Annotated in this window: 13 protein-coding genes and 3 pseudogenes; 7 read left to right on the top strand and 9 right to left on the bottom strand. The window is 73.7% G+C overall.

Going from position 1 to position 14,933, the window contains the following annotated elements:
• Positions 1-60 precede the first annotated feature (60 nt).
• Positions 61-1,008 carry a fibronectin type III domain-containing protein gene (locus tag ACFWTC_RS23530; protein ID WP_384028367.1) on the bottom strand — a complete coding sequence of 316 codons (948 nt, stop codon included), beginning with the start codon at positions 1,006-1,008 and terminating at the stop codon, positions 61-63.
• A 201-nt stretch (positions 1,009-1,209) separates the two neighbouring features.
• Here ACFWTC_RS23530 and ACFWTC_RS23525 point away from each other — a divergent pair, with 201 nt between their 5' ends.
• From ACFWTC_RS23525 to ACFWTC_RS23495, 7 genes are all read left to right on the top strand, one after another.
• Positions 1,210-2,805, top strand: coding sequence for an ABC transporter substrate-binding protein (locus ACFWTC_RS23525; protein WP_384028369.1), 1,596 nt, complete (start codon positions 1,210-1,212; stop codon positions 2,803-2,805).
• A gap of 46 nt (positions 2,806-2,851) precedes the next feature.
• The gene (locus tag ACFWTC_RS23520; RefSeq protein WP_384028378.1) at positions 2,852-3,817 is read left to right on the top strand and encodes an ABC transporter permease; all 966 of its coding nucleotides are present in this window, start codon (positions 2,852-2,854) and stop codon (positions 3,815-3,817) included.
• Entirely contained in the window at positions 3,810-4,760 is a 951-nt protein-coding gene (locus tag ACFWTC_RS23515) for an ABC transporter permease (protein ID WP_383916150.1), read from the top strand. Before ACFWTC_RS23520 ends, ACFWTC_RS23515 begins: the two co-directional genes overlap by 8 nt.
• 216 nt (positions 4,761-4,976) lie before the next feature.
• A complete protein-coding gene (locus ACFWTC_RS23510; RefSeq protein ID WP_383916282.1) occupies positions 4,977-5,894 on the top strand; it encodes an oligopeptide/dipeptide ABC transporter ATP-binding protein in 918 nt (305 codons plus the stop codon).
• A complete protein-coding gene (locus tag ACFWTC_RS23505) occupies positions 5,887-6,546 on the top strand; it encodes an ABC transporter ATP-binding protein (RefSeq protein WP_383916148.1) in 660 nt (219 codons plus the stop codon). Before ACFWTC_RS23510 ends, ACFWTC_RS23505 begins: the two co-directional genes overlap by 8 nt.
• 98 nt (positions 6,547-6,644) lie before the next feature.
• Positions 6,645-6,839: a hypothetical protein gene (locus tag ACFWTC_RS23500; protein ID WP_383916147.1), complete on the top strand. Its 195-nt coding sequence runs from the start codon at positions 6,645-6,647 to the stop codon at positions 6,837-6,839.
• Positions 6,840-6,982: 143 nt separating this feature from the next.
• The gene (locus ACFWTC_RS23495) at positions 6,983-8,551 is read left to right on the top strand and encodes a hypothetical protein (RefSeq protein ID WP_383916145.1); all 1,569 of its coding nucleotides are present in this window, start codon (positions 6,983-6,985) and stop codon (positions 8,549-8,551) included.
• A gap of 86 nt (positions 8,552-8,637) precedes the next feature.
• On the opposite strand, the gene ACFWTC_RS23490 is transcribed toward ACFWTC_RS23495, so the two are convergent.
• From ACFWTC_RS23490 to ACFWTC_RS23455, 8 genes and pseudogenes are all read right to left on the bottom strand, one after another.
• Positions 8,638-9,255, bottom strand: a complete 618-nt coding sequence (locus ACFWTC_RS23490) for a cytochrome b/b6 domain-containing protein (RefSeq protein WP_383916143.1) — start codon at positions 9,253-9,255, stop codon at positions 8,638-8,640.
• A complete protein-coding gene (locus tag ACFWTC_RS23485) occupies positions 9,239-9,892 on the bottom strand; it encodes a molybdopterin-dependent oxidoreductase (protein WP_383916280.1) in 654 nt (217 codons plus the stop codon). The genes ACFWTC_RS23490 and ACFWTC_RS23485 overlap by 17 nt, the downstream gene beginning before the upstream one ends.
• A gap of 179 nt (positions 9,893-10,071) precedes the next feature.
• A complete protein-coding gene (locus tag ACFWTC_RS23480; protein WP_383916141.1) occupies positions 10,072-11,199 on the bottom strand; it encodes an LLM class flavin-dependent oxidoreductase in 1,128 nt (375 codons plus the stop codon).
• 76 nt (positions 11,200-11,275) lie between these two features.
• A pseudogene (locus tag ACFWTC_RS23475) lies at positions 11,276-11,494 on the bottom strand (LLM class flavin-dependent oxidoreductase); the annotation flags it as partial.
• Positions 11,491-11,931 (bottom strand): annotated as a pseudogene (locus tag ACFWTC_RS23470) (F420-dependent methylene-tetrahydromethanopterin reductase); the annotation flags it as partial. The pseudogenes ACFWTC_RS23475 and ACFWTC_RS23470, both read right to left, overlap by 4 nt.
• A gap of 331 nt (positions 11,932-12,262) precedes the next feature.
• The gene (locus ACFWTC_RS23465) at positions 12,263-13,183 is read right to left on the bottom strand and encodes a transporter substrate-binding domain-containing protein (protein WP_384028371.1); all 921 of its coding nucleotides are present in this window, start codon (positions 13,181-13,183) and stop codon (positions 12,263-12,265) included.
• Entirely contained in the window at positions 13,180-14,028 is an 849-nt protein-coding gene (locus tag ACFWTC_RS23460) for an amino acid ABC transporter ATP-binding protein (RefSeq protein ID WP_384028373.1), read from the bottom strand. The genes ACFWTC_RS23465 and ACFWTC_RS23460 overlap by 4 nt, the downstream gene beginning before the upstream one ends.
• Positions 14,025-14,696 (bottom strand): annotated as a pseudogene (locus ACFWTC_RS23455) (amino acid ABC transporter permease); the annotation flags it as partial. The pseudogene ACFWTC_RS23455 and the gene ACFWTC_RS23460, both read right to left, overlap by 4 nt.
• Positions 14,697-14,933 lie beyond the last annotated feature (237 nt).

Here is a 14,933-nt window from a genome sequence, read left to right as displayed (position 1 = left end):
AAGCATTGTGCGTGATCTTCCGGTCCGTACGCGCGGTTCAGGGCGAATTGCCGTCGTATCTCATGGGACGAGGGTGACGTCGCGCTCCGCGGAGAAGGCGCCCCAGTTGCCGTCGGGAAGTCTGGCGCGGAGCTTGACCCGCCACACGGTGCCCGCGGGCTCGGTCACGGTGAGCCGGTGCTCCACCCGGCCCGCGGGCACCGCGCCCGCGCCGAACTGAACGGTCGTCGTGAGGCGCCCGTTGACGTGGAGCTCGTAGTCGCTGGTCTCGCGGCCCGTGTCCGGTGCCGTCCAGGAGAGGGTGACCGTGCCGGGGGAGGCGGTCGCGGTGAACCCCGAGGGGGCGGTGCCCGGTCCGCCGCCCGCGGCGGGCGGGGTGGTGACGTCCACGGCCGGGCCGTCGGGGGAGGCGTTGTCGCCGCCGTCCCGGGCCCGCACGGTGAAGGTGTAGACGGTGTCCGGCTGGAGGCCGCTCAGGGTGGTAGAGGTCTCGCCCGGGCCGGCGGTGTGGATGCGGACGCCGCCCTGGTGGACGTCGTACGCCGTCACGCCCGTGTCGTCGGTGGCCGCGGTCCACGTCAGCTGCGCGGACCGGGGCCCGGTCGCCCGGCCCGTGGTGGCGGCCGGGGCGGAGGGGGCCGCGCGGTCCTCGGCCTTCACCGCCGGGGTGGTCGCCTCGACGGCGGGTCCGGTCCCGGAGACGTTCCCGGCGGCGTCCCGGGCCCGGACGGTGAAGGCGTACGCGGTCCGCGGCGCGAGGCCGGTGACGTCCACCATGGTCTTCTCCGCGGGGAGTTCCCGCACCAGTTCCCCGGCCCGGAAGACCTGGTAGCCGGTCACCCCGTCGCCGTCCGCCGCCGCGTCCCACATGACGTGCACGCTGGTGGCGCTGCCCGCCCGGGCGGTCAGCCCGGCGGGGGCGGGAGGGGCCTGGTCATCGGACGCGGTGCACGCCGCCAGGCCGGTCAGGGCCAGGCAGAGGGCGAGCGTGGGGGCGCTGCGTCGCACGGAGGGGCCTTCCTCGGCTCTCGAACCGCTTTAAAGGTCTAGACATATATGGCACGAGGGTCGCGGGCCGGGCAAGACCCCTGCCGTCCCGTGTGGACCGGGAGGGTCAGACGCGGACCGGTTCGCCTTCTTCTGATCGGGTCTGGCATTATTGCGCCCTCTTTGCAATAGCGGATGGTCATGAACAGGGATGTGTACAGCATGACGGCCCGGACGGTACGGGGAGTGGCCCGCGCGACGCTGGCCGTCGCACTCATCACGGGAGTGGCGGCCTGCTCCCACCCCGGCGGGGGCGCCGGTGGGGGATCCGCGGACTCCGCCGTGGTCGGCATCGCGACCGAACCGGAGAGCCTGAGCCCGCTGCTCGGCTACGGCAAGGACGGCAACTCCAAGATCTTCGACGGGCTGCTCGCCCACGACGCGGACATGAAGCTGAAACCCGCGCTGGCCCAGGCCCTTCCCGAGGTCTCCGCGGACGGGCTCACCTACACGTACAAGCTGCGCCAGGGCGTGAAGTTCAGCGACGGGCAGCCCTTCTCCGCCGAGGACGTCGTCTTCACCTACCGGACGATCCTCGACGCGAGGACGAACAACGCGTCCAAGACCGAACTCGACGCGATCGGGGGCATGGAGGCGCGCGGCGCGGACACGGTCGTCTTCACCCTCAAGTACCCCTACGCCCCGTTCGCCGAGCGGACCGTGCTGCCGATCGCCCCCGAGCACGTCGCGGGCCGCCAGGACGTCAACAGCGGCGACTTCGCCACCCGGCCCGTCGGCACCGGCCCCTACCTGCTCACCGGCTGGTCCAAGGGCGAGAAGCTCAGCTTCACGGCCAACCCCGGCTACTGGGGCGGCGAGCCCGCGGTTAAGAAGTTCACCATGGCCGTCATCAAGGACGACGACGTCCGCGCGACCCGGCTGCGCTCCGGCGAGCTCGACGCGGCGGTCCTGCCGCCGAACCTCGCCGAGGGCTTCGCCGCCGACAAGGCGCGCACGACGCTCGCCGCCACGACCTTCGACTACCGCACCGTCACCCTCCCGACGCACCACCCGGTCACCGGGGACGTCGCCGTCCGCCGGGCGCTGGACACCGCCGTCGACCGCACCGCCATGGTCGACAAGCTCCTGGAGGGCGCGGGCAAGCCCGCCTTCGGGCCGGTCCCCACCGGCAGCCCGTGGTTCACGGCCGGCACGGAGCGCGCGCACGACCTCGGGAAGGCGCAGCAGATCCTCGACGAGGCGGGCTGGAAGCCCGGCGCGGACGGCGTCCGCGTCAAGGACGGGGTCCGGGCCGCCTTCCCGCTCTGGTACACCTCCGGCGACAAGATCCGCCAGGACCACGCGCTCGCCTTCGCCTCCGACGCCAAGAAGGCCGGCATCGAGGTCAGGACCGAGGCGGGGACCTGGGAGGTCATCGAGCCCCGGATGAAGACCGACGCCGTCCTCGCCGGCGGCGGCTCCCCGGCCGACCCCGACTTCGACCAGTACCTGCTGCTGACCTCCTCCCTCGCGGGCGACGGCTTCAACAACATGGCCCGGTACGACAACCCGACCGTCGACCGGGCGCTGACCGAGGGCCGCCGCAGTGGCGACCCGGCCGCCCGCAAGGCCGCGTACGACACCGTGCAGCGCGAGCTCGTCACGAACCCGGGCTACGTCTTCCTCACCCACATCGACCACCTGTACGTGGTGAACGACAAGTGGGACGGCCTCACCACGCAGGTCGAGCCGCACGACCACGGCCTCGGCTCCGGCCCCTGGTGGAACGTCGAGACCTGGAAGCCGAAGCAGAAGTGAGCAGCCCGACGTGACCTCCCGCTCCGGCCGCCTCCCCTGGGGGCCGATGGCGCGCATGGCGGGGCGGCGGACGCTGTTCGCCGCCCCCGTCCTGCTCGTCGTCACCTTCGGGGTCTTCGCCATCGCGGCGCTGTCCCCCTTCGACCCCGTCAAGGCCTACGCCGGCACGGCGGGACTGACCGCCTCGCAGGCCCGACTCGACCAGCTGCGCGTCAACCTGGGAGCCGACCAGCCGCTCGTCGCGCGCTGGTGGGACTGGCTCACCTCGGCGCTCACCGGCGACTTCGGCACCTCCGCCGTGATGCGTCAGCCCGTCGCCGACGTCATCGGGGAACGGCTGGGCTGGTCCGCGCTGCTCGCCGCGAGCGCCTTCGCGGTGGCCGTGCTGCTGGGGACCGCGCTGGGCGTGCTGGCCGCGCGCCGTCAGGGCGGCCTCCTGGACCGGGCCGTCAGCCCGCTCGCCTACACCCTGGAGGCGGCTCCCGCGTTCTGGCTGGGGCTGCTGGCCATCTGGTTCTTCTCGGTGCACCTCGGAGTGCTGCCCGCGGGCGGCCTCACGGACGCGGGCAGCGACGTGGTCAGCTTCGGGCAGGTCGCCTCGCACCTGGTGCTGCCCGCGCTGGTGCTGGGGATCTCCCAGCTCCCCTGGTTCTACCTGTACGCCCGCCAGGGCGTGGCCGACGCGCTGGAGGAGGACCCCGTACGCGGCGCCCGCGCGCGGGGGCTGGCCGAGCGGGGCGTCCTGCTGGGGCACGCGCTGCGCTCCGGCATGCTGCCGATGCTCACGCTGGTCGGCTCCCGGGTGCCGGAACTGATCACCGGCGCGCTGCTGGTGGAGACCGTCTTCAGCTGGCCGGGCATCGCGGCGGCGACCGTACAGGCCGCGACCTCGGTGGACTTCCCGCTGCTGGCGGCGCTTACGGTGCTGGCCACGGCGGCGGTGCTCGCCGGGAACCTGCTCTCCGACCTGCTGTACGGGCTGGCCGACCCGAGGGTGGGCTTCGATGGCTGAGCCGGTGGCCCCCGTGGCGAAGGCGAAGACGACGACAGCCAGGACGGCGACGGAGGCCGGGACGGTGCGGACGGCGGAGAGCGGGCCGGTGTGGAAGTCCGCCGGGACCGCGCGGAGTTCGACGCGGACCCTGCGGGTGCGGGCCTCGGCGGCGATCGTGCTGCTGATCGCGCTCGCGGTCCTGCTGGTGCCGCCCCTGGCGCAACTGGACCAGCAGGCGGCCGACCTGTCGGCGAAGCTGCTGTCGCCCTCGTGGGCGCACCCCTTCGGGACCGACGACGTCGGGCGCGACCTGCTGCTCCGCTGCGTCTACGGACTGCGGGTCTCGCTGCTGGTGGGTCTGGTGGCGGCGCTCGTCGCCACCGTCCTCGGCACGGCTGTGGGAGCGGCCGCGGGGGCGCTCGGCGGATGGACCGACCGGCTGGTGATGCGGGCCGTGGACACCCTGTCCTCGATCCCGCACCTGCTGCTCGGCATCTTCATCGTCGCGATGTTCCGGCCGGGCGTCTGGCCCGTCGTCGTCTCCGTGGCCGTCACCCACTGGCTGTCGACGGCCCGCATCGTCCGCGCCGAGGTCCTCTCCCTGCGCGGCCGCCCGTACGTGGACGCCGCGATCTCCGGCGGCGCCTCGCGATGGCGGGTGGCCGTCCGCCACCTGGTGCCCGGGGTGCTCCCGCAGGCGGGGCTGGCCGCGGTACTGATGGTCCCGCACGCCATGTGGCACGAGTCCGCCCTGTCGTTCCTCGGCCTCGGGCTGCCGGCGCACCAGGCCAGCCTGGGCAACCTGGTCCAGAGCGCCCGCGGCTCGCTGCTCGCCGGGGACTGGTGGCCCACCCTCTTCCCGGGGCTCCTCCTGATCATCCCGACCCTGGCCATCGCCGGACTCGCGGGGGCCTGGCGCGACCGCCTCAACCCCCGCCGCCGCTCGGAGCTGACCCTGTGACCCGCCACCACTCCGCCGACGGCGCCGGGGTCCGCCCCGGGGACCCCGGCGTTCGCCGGTCCCGGTCCCGGTCCCGGTCTTGGCGCCGGTCCCGGCCCTGGCTCCGGCTCCGGTTCCGGTCCCTGTCTTGGTGCCGGCTCCGGCACCGGCCCCGACACCGCGGGCGGCGTCGGTGCGCCCGTGCTCGCCGTCGACGGGCTCTCCGTCCGCTTCCGCATGCGCGCCGGCCGCTACGTGGAGGCCGTCACCGGGGCCTCCTTCCGGCTCGCCCCCGGCGAGTGCCTCGCCCTCGTCGGCGAGAGCGGCTGCGGCAAGTCCGTGCTCGCCTCGGCCCTCCTCGGCCTGCTCCCGGGCAACGCCGAGACCGCCGGCTCGGCCCGGCTCGCCGACGGGCTCGACCTGCTCGCCGCCGACGAGCGCACGCTCGCCCGGACCGTACGGGGCCGCCGCGTCGGCCTGGTCCCGCAGAGCCCGGCCGCGCACCTCACCCCGGTCCGCACCGTCCGGGCCCACCTGGAGGAGACCATCCGCGCCCTGGTCCGGCCGGCCGTGCCGGCCCCCCGCGGGCGCCGGGGCGGGGACGCGCTGCGCGCCGCCGCGGAGGCCGCGGCCGAACGGGCCGCCTTCCCCGCCGACCACCTCGACCGCTACCCCCACGAACTCTCCGGAGGCCTCGCCCAGCGCGCCGCCACCGCGCTCGCCCTCATCGGCGACGCCCCGCTCCTCCTCGCGGACGAGCCGACCACCGGCCTCGACCGGGAGCTCGTCCACCGCACCGTCGACGAGCTGCGCGCCCACACCCGAGACGCCGGCCGGGCCCTGCTGATGATCACCCACGATCTCGCCGCCGCCGAACGGATCGCCGACACCGTCGCCGTCATGTACGCCGGCCGGATCGTCGAACTGGGCCCCGCCGTCGCCTTCTTCGGCGAGCCCGGCCCCCGCCACCCCTACGCCGCCGGCCTCCTCGACGCCCTGCCCGAACGGGCCTTCGCCCCCATCCCCGGCGCCCCGCCCGAGCTCGGCGCGCTCCCGCCCGGCTGTGCGTTCGCCGCCCGCTGCGCCCGCGCCGACGACGCCTGCCGCGCCGAACGGCCCGCGCTCACCGAAGGGGTGGCCTGCCACCATGCTTGAGCTCACCGGCATCACCGCCGGCTACGACCGCCGCGCCCCCGTCGTCCGCGGCGCGCACCTCACCCTGCGCCCCGGCGAGTCCCTGGGGCTCCTCGGGCCGAGCGGCTGCGGCAAGTCCACCCTCGCCCGCGTCGCCGCCCTGCTGCACCGCCCGGACCGCGGGACCGTGTCCCTGGACGGCCGCGCCGTCACCGGCTACCGGCACCGGGCCCCGCGCGACCTGCGGACCTCCGTCGGCGTCGTCTTCCAGCAGCCCCGGCTCTCCGCCGACCCCCGCCTGCGGCTGCGCGACCTCGTCGCGGAACCCCTCCGCGCCACGGGACGCCGTACGGAAGCGGACGCGACCGTCGCCGAGTTGACGGAGCGTGTCGGACTCGGCCGGGATCTGCTCACCCGCCGTGCCCACGAGGTCAGCGACGGCCAGCTGCAACGTGCCTGCCTGGCCCGCGCGCTGATCCTGCGCCCGCGCTGGCTGGTCTGCGACGAGATGACCGCGATGCTGGACGCCTCCACCACGGCGGCCCTGGTCAGGGTGGTCGAGGAGTACCGGGCCGACACCGGCGCCGGCCTGCTCGCGGTCGGCCACGATCCGGTGCTGCTCACGCGCTGGTGTGACCGTACGACGCACTGGGACGAGATCGTCAAGGACTGAATACCCGTCACGGACCGTCAACACCCGTACGGCGGACACGACTTTCGCCCGAAGGCACCCCCTCCTGCGCCACCATGACGCCGCACAAGGAGGTTCCGATGGTGATTTCCCTCTCCGTGGTCGTCCTGCTCCTCGTCCTCGCGTGCGTCTTCGTGCGCAGCGGCACCCTCAAGTTCTCCCACGCCCTCGTCTGCGTGCTGCTCGGCTTCCACCTCGCGAGCAGCAGCCTGGCCGCGACCATCCACGACGGCCTCGCGGCCACCGCGAACGCGGTGTCCGGCCTCGGCCCCTGACCGCCCTCCTTGATCGACTGTTGCGCCCTCGTGAATCATCCGCCTCTTCCATGGACTCCTCGGGCACCGCGATCTAGCGTCTGGCGGCGGCGCGACGTCAGACACGATGTCAAGAGGACTGAAGAGAGAGGGAGGGAGCCCGGATGCTCCGAAGAGCGCTGAACTGCGCTGTGGTCCCGGTCGTCGTCGCCTTCACGGCGATGTACGGCATCACGCCGGCCCAGGCCGAGGAGATACCCAAGGCTCCGGGCCACCGCCTGGTCAGCCACTACGAGGGCAGCCCGGCGGCCGCCGCACCGCTGCCCGGTGAAGCACCGCCCCAGCACCCCTTCCTCGCGCCCAACGGCCGCAGCGGCATGCACTCCGACGCCGCCGGCAGCGCGACCTCGCCCTGGTCCGGGCCGCTCGGCAAGAACCCGCAGGTGACCAGCGAGAAGATCGCCGCCCTCGGCGGGGAATGCGCCACCGCCACCTTCGACTCGGGCGGCCGCCTGGTCACCGTCTGCGGCACGTTCTCCGGCTTCAAGGTCAAGCTGCTGGAGCCCCGCACGCTCGCCACGCTCGCGGAGTACCAGCTCCCGCAGCGTTCCTCCACGGTCGAGGCGATCACCTCGCTCGACTTCGCGAAGATCTTCAAGGACACCTCGGGCGGTGCCTACTTCTACCTGGACGACCAGGACCGGGCCGTGCTGGCCGACTCCCGCCAGCACATCCTGCGCCTCTCCCACGGGCAGAACCCGGACGGCAGCTGGAAGTTCACCGTCGACGACGACTGGGACCTCACCGGTCAGGTCCCGCACGACTGCGTGACCTGGACCAACCTGCGGCCCAGCGGCACCTGCGACCCCGTCACGTCCGTGATGCCCGACTGGTCCGGCCGCATCTGGTGGGTCACCCGCCAGGGACGCGTCGGCACCGTGGACCCGGCGACCTCGCAGATCCGCTCCGTACGGCTGGCGGGCGAGGAGATCCAGAACTCCTTCTCGGTCGCCGAGGACGGTGTCTCCATCGTCACCGACCACGCCCTGTACAGCTTCCGGGCCGCCGCCGACGGCACGCCCGAAGCGCAGTGGCGCCAGACCTACGACCGCGGCACCAAGGCCAAGCCCGGTTCCGTGAACCAGGGTTCGGGAACCACCCCGGACCTGTTCGGCAACGGCTACGTCGCCATCACCGACAACGCCGACGACCGGATGAACGTCCTCGTCTACCGGCGGGGCGTGGACGTCCCCGCCGGCGGGCGGCTCGTCTGCCAGGTGCCCGTCTTCGGCTCGGGCGCCTCGACCACGGACAACTCCCTGATCACCTGGGGCAACAGCATCGTCGTCGAGAACAACTACGGCTACGAGAACCCCACCACCCTGCTCCTCGGCAAATCCGTCGTGGGCGGCGTCAGCCGCATCGACGTCCGGGCCGACGGCAGCGGCTGCGACACCGTGTGGCAGAGCGCGATCCGCTCGCCCTCCGTCGTCCCCAAGCTCTCCACCGCGAACGGACTGCTCTACTTCTACGAGAAGGAGCCCAACTTCTGGGGCATCGACGCCTGGTACCTCACCGCGGTGGACTTCCGCACCGGTGAGCGCCGCTGGCGCCGGCTGACCGGGACGGGCCCGCTGTACGACAACAACTGGGCCCCGATCACCCTGGGCCCGGACGGCACGGCCTACGTCGGCGTCTTCAACGGCATCGTCGCGGTGCGCGACGGCGGCTGAGCCCGCCGGAGGGGGAGGGGCGGCACCGGCCGGCGCCGCCCCTCCCGTACGCCCGCGCCGCGCAGGGGGCCCGTACGCCGGCCCGGTCACCGGTCGGAGTGCTCCCACAGCGGGTGCTCGCGCGCGGCCCACTCGCGCTCCACGGAGCCCGTGCGCATGCCGCGCCGGGCCTCCGGGTCGGCCAGGGCCTTGCCGATGTGACCGGCGAGGACCACGGCCAGGGCGAGGGCCAGCCAGTCGTGGACGAAGGTGGCGCCGGTCCGCCAGACGAGCGGGGCGAGGCCGGTGAACCACATCAGCAGCCCCGTGCCGAGCATCACGAGCACGGCTCCGGCCAGCCAGCCCGCGTACACCTTCTGCCCGGCGTTGAACTTGCCGGCGGGCCGGGGCCCCTGCTCGCGGCGCAGCGCCGAGCGCAGCCACTGCCGGTCGTGCGGCCCGAACCGGTTCAGCCGGCGCAGGTCGGCGCGGAAGGCGCGGGAGGCGAGGCCGAGCAGGAAGGGGAGCGGGGTCAGCAGGCCCGACCACTCGTGGACGAGGATTACCAGACGGCGGCGGCCCACGAGCTCCGCCAGCGGCGGCAGGTACAGGCAGGCGGCGGAGGCGACGCACACGAGGGCCAGCCACGCCGTGGTCCGGTGGACCCAGCGCTGGCCTGCGGTGAACCGGCGCACGCGCGCCGGGCGTTCAGGCGGTGGGGGCATCGTCACGTCCGTTCGAGCGGCCGACCCAGGCGTCGACGTCGTAGCCGAGCCGTTCCCAGTAGCCCGGTTCGACACGGTCGGTGAGAGTGATGCCGGAGAGCCACTTCGCCGACTTGTAGAAGTACATCGGGGCGACGTACAGCCGCACCGGACCGCCGTGGCTGTGGCCCAGCGGCCGGTCCTGCATCCGCAGCGCCACCAGGACGTCGTCCCGCCGCGCCTGCGCGAGCGTGAGGCTCTCGGTGTACGTGCCGTCGAAGCAGTCGAAGCGCACGGCCCGGGCCTCGGGGCGCACCCCGGCGGCGTCGAGCAGCCGGGACAGCGGCACGCCCTCGAAGGGGGTGGAGGGGACCCGCCAGCCGGTCACGCACTGGACGTCGCGGACCAGCCGGGTCTGCGGGAGCCCCCGCAGGGCGTCCAGGGAGTACGTCGCCGGGCGCTCGACCAGGCCGTCCACGGTGAGCCGGTAGTCCTCCGGACCGCGCTCGGGGACGGAGGAGGCCACCGAGTAGTAGCGGAATCCGCCGCCGTTCGGCAGCAGCCCGGTCAGCCCCGTGGGGTCCCGTCCGGTGACGGCTTCGACGCCGCGCTGCAGGTGGGGGGCGGCGACCAGCCCGGCGGCCCCGAGGCCGAGCATCCCGAGGACCAGCCGGCGCCCGACCGGCGCGCCCCGGCCGTCGGGGTCCCCGTGGTCCGTGCGTTCTTCTGTGCTCACCCGCCGATTCGACCACCGCCGGACCCCCGGCGCCAGGGGCCCCGGCGGTCCGTCAGACTTCCGTCACACCTGCCCGCCGGCAGCGGCGCGCGCGCCCGCCGTCATCGCCGCGCCCACTCCTCGGCCAGCAGCTCGTAGGACCGGACCCGGTCCGCGTGGTCGTGGGTGATGGTCGTGATCAGCAGCTCGTCGGCCCCCGTGGCCTCCTGGAGCCGCTCCAGGTGGTCCGCGACCGTCCGGGCCGAGCCCGTGAACTGCGTGTCCACCCGGTCGGCGACCAGGTCCCGGTCGGCGTCCGTCCAGGGCAGCAGGCGGGCCTCGTCCGGGGAGGGGAAGGGGATGGCGCCCTCGGCCGTCCGGATGCTGCGCACCCAGGGCGCGTACCCGGTGGCCAGCTCGCGCGCCGTCTCGTCGTCCTCGGCCACCACCACGTCGGCGGACACCGTCAGGTACGGCCGGTCCAGCTCGGCGGACGGCTTGAAGGCCGCCCGGTAGCCCTCGGCCGCCTCCAGCACCGACGCCGGGCTGACGTGGTAGTTCGCCGCGAACCGCAGCCCGTTGCGGCCGGCGGCCTCCGCGCTCGTCCCACCGCTGCTGCCCAGGATCCACACCTGTACGTCGGCCCCCTCGCCGGGGACGGCGTGCGCCTCCACGCCCTCCGGGGAGCGGTACTCGCCCCGCAGCAGCGCCAGGACGTCGTCGACCTGCTCGCCGTACTCCTGGGGCTGTGCCCCGGGCAGGTTGAGCAGCCTCTGCTGGAGGGCGACCCGGGGGTCGCCCAGCAGGTGCGCGAAGGAGAACCGGGCCGGAACGTGCAGTCCGTTCGGCGTGTACCCGTCCACCACCGGGGTGCCCGGCCGCGCGGGCTCGGCCGGGGCCGCCGGCGGGCGGCCCGCGGAGCGGCCCAGGCCCAGGTCCAGGCGCCCCGGGTGCAGGGCGTCGATCAGACCGAACTCCTCGACGGTCGACAGCGCGGTGCGGTGCCCGAGCTGGACGGCCCCCGAGCCAATCCTGATCGTCGTGGTGGCGGAGGCGGTCAGCGCGAGGACGACCGCCGGCGAGGTCCCGGCGACCCCCGGGTTGAGGTGGTGCTCGGCGAACCAGTAGCGGGCGTAGCCGAACCGCTCGGTCTCCCGGGCCAGGTCGATGCTGCGGTGCAGGGCCTCCGCCGCGGTGGATCCGGAAGAGATCGGGACGAGGTCGAGGACACCGAGGGGGATGCCGGACATGGCCGGGCTCCTTACAGGTCGGGGGAGGAGGGGAAGACGGGGTCGGGGACCGCACCGCGCAGCACCGGCGCGACGTCCGACTGGAACAGGGCGCCGTGCGGCCGAGGACCACGGGCGGCGAGGACGACAGGAACGGCCGCTCGTGGCGCTCGCCGACCCCGAAGCCGTCGAAGCCGAGCTCCTCCGCGAGGATGGCGGCCGTGACGACCTGGCGGAACCGCTCGCGGGTGGGGGTGGGGGCGCCCGTCACCGGGTCCGGGGAGTCCGCGATCAGCGTGATCGCCAGGAACTTCACGAGGCCGCGGCCCGCGGCTCCGCCGTCCGTCCGGCGTCGGGCCCCGCGTCCGGCACGGAGATCCCGAGGTGGTCGCGCAGGGTGGTGCCCTCGTACTCGGACCGGAAGACCCCGCGCTCCTGGAGCAGCGGGACGACGGTGTCCGCGAAGACGTCCAGGCCGCCCGGGGTGATGTGCGGGACCAGGATGAACCCGTCGGCGGCGTCCGCCTGCACCAGCGAGTCGATCGACTCCGCGACGGTCGCGGCGCTGCCGACGAACGTCTGGCGGGAGGTGGTCGCGATGACGAGCTCGCGGATCGACAGGTCCTTGGCCTCGGCGAGCGCGCGCCATTCCCGGGCGGTGGCCAGCGGGTCGCGGAACTGGCGCACGCTCGCGCGCCCCAGGGCGATGGTGTTCTCCCCGACCTCCGGGTCCACGTCCGGCAGCGGGCCGTCTCCCAGTCCCCGGGCGGGGTCAGCACCCCGGCGAGCGTCACGGCCCCGCCCGCGCCCACGAGCTCGTGCAGCGCGGCCCAGGACCTCGGGTCGGCGGGGTTGGCGATCGCCGCGAACGGCGCGACGTCGGCGGCGTAGCGGGCGGCGTGCGCGGCGCGGCCGCCCGTCCGGCCTCCCGGATGTTCCGCGAAGGCCGCGTGCGGCCCGGACAGGGAGGCCCAGGCCGGGTTGTCGAGGATGTGCGGAGCGAGCGGGGTGGGGGTGCCGGTGCTCATGGGACGCGGCTCTCCTTCCGGGGCGCGGGCGGTGGGCCGGGGGACGGCCCGCGGGCTCAGGAGTTGGTGACGGGAAGGCCGGGAGGGTTGACCTCCGAAGTGGCCACGGCCTCGTCGGACAGGTTCCAGGCGGTGAGCAGCTGCGCGTACTGCCCGTTCTCGATGAGGTGGTTGATCGTGTCCGCCACCGGCTTGGCGAGGCCGCTGTCCTTCTTGGCGGTGGCCGCGATCAGCCCCTGGAGGGTCTCGCCGGCGCCGGAGAAGGAGCCCGCGTTGCGCGTGGGGGCGTTTCCGCCGGCCGTCTGGGTGATGTGGTACGAGATAGAGGGATTCGGGCCGAAGCTGAGGTCGATCTTCTTGCCGCTCAGGGCCAGGTAGACGCTGTTGGCGTCGGGGAAGTACTTGACGTTGATGTCCTTGCCCTCGGCCTGGAGCTTCTTCTGCCACTCCGGCAGGATCTTCTCCTGGTTGGTGCCGGAGCTGACCGCGACGGTCTTGCCCGCGAGGTTGCGGTAGTCGCCGCCGAAGTTCCAGGTGTTCTCCTTCAGCGCCTCGAAGGCGAGGTTGTCCTGGCGGTAGGAGGCGAACTCGTACTTCTTCTTGCGTTCCTCCGTGACCGTGACGTTGGTGAAGGCCACGTCCACCTTGCCGCTGTCGATGCCGACGAAGAGGTTCTCCCACGTGGAGTTCTCCACCACGGGCTTGAGCCCCAGCGACGCGGCGACCAGCCGGCCGAGGTCCGGCTCGGCGCCGGTGAAGGTCTTCTGGTCGGTGCCGACGTACGCCAGCGGCGGGAACCCGGCGGGCAGCGCGCCGACCCCGATCACGAGCTCGCCGCGCTCACGGACGGCCTCGGGCAGCTGGGCGCGCAGGGACTCGACGACGGGGACGGTCAGTTCGGCCTGCTGGGCCGCCCCGTTGGAGACGGCGCCGTGGGGGGCGGAGGGCGGAAGGCCGGGGGAGCGGGAGCGGGTCACAGCACCTTGCTGAGGAACTCCCGGGTACGGGGGTGCTGCGGGTGGTCCAGCACCCGGCCGGGCGGGCCCTGTTCGACGACGCGGCCCTCGTGGAGGAAGACGACCTCGTCGTCGACCTCGCGGGCGAAGGCGATCTCGTGCGTGACGATGACGAGCGTGGTGCCGCCGGTCGCCAGGTCCTTGATCACCGACAGCACCTCGCCGACGAGTTCGGGGTCGAGGGCGGAGGTGGGTTCGTCGAAGAGGATGACCCCGGGCCGCAGGGCGAGGGCCCGCGCGATCGCGACCCGCTGCTGCTGACCTCCGGACAACTGGCGCGGGTAGGCGCCGGTCCGGCCGCCGAGCCCGACCCGCTCCAGGAGCCCGAGCGCCAGGGTTTCCGCCTCGGCGCGGCGCAGCCGGCCGGTGGCCACCGGGGCCGCGGCGACGTTGTCCAGCACGGTCAGGTGCGGGAAGAGGTTGAAGTTCTGGAAGGCGAAGCCGATCCGGCTGCGCTGGGCGAGGATCGCGCGCCCGCCGAGCTCCTTGAGCCGCGTCCCGTGGCGCCGTACGCCGATCAGCTCGCCGCCCACGCTGACGTGCCCGGCGTCGGGCTTCTCCAGGTGGTTCAGCAGCCGCAGCAGCGTGGACTTGCCGGAGCCGGAGCGGCCGAGGACCACGGTGACCGTGCCCGGCGCGACGGTCAGGCTCACTCCGTCCAGGACGTGCTGGGCGCCGTACCACTTGTGCACGGCGTGCACCTCGATCCCGGCCGGCCGTGCGCCGCCGGCGCCCTCGTCGGGGCCCGCGTCGGGGCCCGCGTCGGCGGTGGTGGCCGTGGTGCCCGGGGTGGCCGTGGCGGTCATCGGGCCGTCTCCTTCTGGAAGCGGGTCCGTACCTCGCGCAGGCCCGCCCGGGCCCGCTGTACGGGGGTGGGCGGCAACGTGCGCAGGGCGCCGCGGGCGTAGTACCGCTCGACGTAGAACTGCACGACGGAGACGACGCTGGTCAGGATCACGTACCAGACGGTGGCCACCAGCAGCAGCGGCACCACGTCGCCGGGGTAGGTGCTGGCCAGGCTCTGCACCGAGCCGAACAGGTCGAGCAGGGAGACGTAGAAGACCAGCGAGGTGGCCTTGAGCAGGCCGATGAGCTGGTTGACGTACGAGGGGACGATCGAGCGGAGCGCCTGCGGGAACACGATCCGGGCGAACTGGTACCGCTTGGGCAGGCCCAGGGCGGCGGCCGCCTCGTGCTGGCCCTGGTCGACGGAGAGCACGCCGGCCCGGACGATCTCGGCCGCGTACGCCGCCTCGCTCAGGCTCAGCCCGACGACGGCCACGACGAGGTCGGTGGCGAGCCGGGACTCCTCGAAGGTGAAGAACGCGGGCCCGAACGGCACCCCGACGCTCAGCGTCGGGTACAGCGCGCTGAAGTTGTAGAGGAAGAGCAGGACGACGATCAGCGGTACGGAGCGGAAGAGCCAGATGTACGTCCAGCTGGCCGACCGCAGCACCGGGCTTCCGGAGAGCCGGTGGCCCGGAAGGGCCGGCGGGCGCGGAGAGGAGCAGTGGTTCGGTCACGGGACACTCCAGCGGCTTCGATATGCAGCGGAATCGAAAAGCAGCCGTCATGCCGGACGGGAGAGGCCGCTGATGTCGTTATCTGCGGCGTAAGCTAAGGCTTGTCCCGTAACTGCTGGTCACGGTGAGATGATCTTGGTGTGGCTGGTGTGATCACGGCGTCGGAGCCGTCCTGGATAGCCCCGTTC

The sequence above is a fragment of the Streptomyces sp. NPDC058619 genome, assembly GCF_042717785.1.
In the GTDB taxonomy this organism is placed as follows: Bacteria; Actinomycetota; Actinomycetes; order Streptomycetales; family Streptomycetaceae; genus Streptomyces.
This window is presented reverse-complemented; position numbering and strand designations above follow the sequence as displayed.

Coding starts and splice junctions, on each gene's coding strand:
- ACFWTC_RS23525 (WP_384028369.1), top strand. CDS start 1,210: ATGACGGCCCGGACGGTACGGGGAGTGGCCCGCGCGACGCTGGCCGTC.
- ACFWTC_RS23520 (WP_384028378.1), top strand. CDS start 2,852: ATGGCGCGCATGGCGGGGCGGCGGACGCTGTTCGCCGCCCCCGTCCTG.
- ACFWTC_RS23515 (WP_383916150.1), top strand. CDS start 3,810: ATGGCTGAGCCGGTGGCCCCCGTGGCGAAGGCGAAGACGACGACAGCC.
- ACFWTC_RS23510 (WP_383916282.1), top strand. CDS start 4,977: ATGCGCGCCGGCCGCTACGTGGAGGCCGTCACCGGGGCCTCCTTCCGG.
- ACFWTC_RS23505 (WP_383916148.1), top strand. CDS start 5,887: ATGCTTGAGCTCACCGGCATCACCGCCGGCTACGACCGCCGCGCCCCC.
- ACFWTC_RS23500 (WP_383916147.1), top strand. CDS start 6,645: ATGGTGATTTCCCTCTCCGTGGTCGTCCTGCTCCTCGTCCTCGCGTGC.
- ACFWTC_RS23495 (WP_383916145.1), top strand. CDS start 6,983: ATGCTCCGAAGAGCGCTGAACTGCGCTGTGGTCCCGGTCGTCGTCGCC.
- ACFWTC_RS23490 (WP_383916143.1), bottom strand. CDS start 9,255: ATGCCCCCACCGCCTGAACGCCCGGCGCGCGTGCGCCGGTTCACCGCA.
- ACFWTC_RS23485 (WP_383916280.1), bottom strand. CDS start 9,892: ATGCTCGGCCTCGGGGCCGCCGGGCTGGTCGCCGCCCCCCACCTGCAG.
- ACFWTC_RS23480 (WP_383916141.1), bottom strand. CDS start 11,199: ATGTCCGGCATCCCCCTCGGTGTCCTCGACCTCGTCCCGATCTCTTCC.
- ACFWTC_RS23460 (WP_384028373.1), bottom strand. CDS start 14,028: ATGACCGCCACGGCCACCCCGGGCACCACGGCCACCACCGCCGACGCG.